The sequence below is a fragment of the Acinetobacter sp. OYA S30 genome (assembly GCF_033599315.1).
In the GTDB taxonomy this organism is placed as follows: Bacteria; Pseudomonadota; Gammaproteobacteria; order Pseudomonadales; family Moraxellaceae; genus Acinetobacter; species Acinetobacter baumannii.
Genome location: NZ_JAWVAV010000115.1, coordinates 1 through 1,194, shown reverse-complemented (window position 1 = coordinate 1,194; position 1,194 = coordinate 1). Strand labels below are relative to the sequence as shown.

The following is a 1,194-nucleotide window of genomic DNA, read 5'->3' as shown; positions in this document are numbered from 1 at the left end:
GGCTTTTCACTTGTTTGATGCCTGGCAGTTCCCTACTCTCGCATGGGGAGACCCCACACTACCATCGGCGCTACGGCGTTTCACTTCTGAGTTCGGCATGGGGTCAGGTGGGACCACCGCGCTACGGCCGCCAGGCAAATTCTTTGTGCTCTGTACGCAATACTTTATCGCATCAGCAGCGCTGGCTGCGCAAACTATTGCGTACTTAACTCTGAATCAAAGCTGAAAATCTTCTCAATTCCGCCAAAACATCTTCGGCGTTGTAAGGTTAAGCCTCACGGTTCATTAGTACCGGTTAGCTCAACGCATCGCTGCGCTTACACACCCGGCCTATCAACGTCGTCGTCTTCAACGTTCCTTCAGGAGACTTAAAGTCTCAGGGAGAACTCATCTCGGGGCAAGTTTCGTGCTTAGATGCTTTCAGCACTTATCTCTTCCGCATTTAGCTACCGGGCAGTGCCATTGGCATGACAACCCGAACACCAGTGATGCGTCCACTCCGGTCCTCTCGTACTAGGAGCAGCCCCCCTCAGTTCTCCAGCGCCCACGGCAGATAGGGACCGAACTGTCTCACGACGTTCTAAACCCAGCTCGCGTACCACTTTAAATGGCGAACAGCCATACCCTTGGGACCTACTTCAGCCCCAGGATGTGATGAGCCGACATCGAGGTGCCAAACACCGCCGTCGATATGAACTCTTGGGCGGTATCAGCCTGTTATCCCCGGAGTACCTTTTATCCGTTGAGCGATGGCCCTTCCATTCAGAACCACCGGATCACTATGACCTGCTTTCGCACCTGCTCGCGCCGTCACGCTCGCAGTCAAGCTGGCTTATGCCATTGCACTAACCTCCTGATGTCCGACCAGGATTAGCCAACCTTCGTGCTCCTCCGTTACTCTTTAGGAGGAGACCGCCCCAGTCAAACTACCCACCAGACACTGTCCGCAACCCGGATTACGGGCCTACGTTAGAACACCAGCCATTAAAGGGTGGTATTTCAAGGGCGGCTCCACGCAGACTGGCGTCCACGCTTCAAAGCCTCCCACCTATCCTACACATCAAGGACCAGTGTTCAGTGTCAAGCTATAGTAAAGGTTCACGGGGTCTTTCCGTCTTGCCGCGGGTACACTGCATCTTCACAGCGAGTTCAATTTCACTGAGTCTCGGGTGGAGACAGCCTGGCCATCATTAC

The 1,194-nt window shown here is 54.2% G+C and carries 2 rRNA genes; both read right to left on the bottom strand.

Annotated elements, in window-relative coordinates:
• Nucleotides 1-19 precede the first annotated feature (19 nt).
• Nucleotides 20-135: ribosomal RNA gene (gene rrf / locus R5R67_RS19370) — 5S ribosomal RNA — on the bottom strand.
• Nucleotides 136-264: 129 nt separating this feature from the next.
• Nucleotides 265-1,194, bottom strand: a 23S ribosomal RNA gene (locus R5R67_RS19365); the annotation flags it as partial.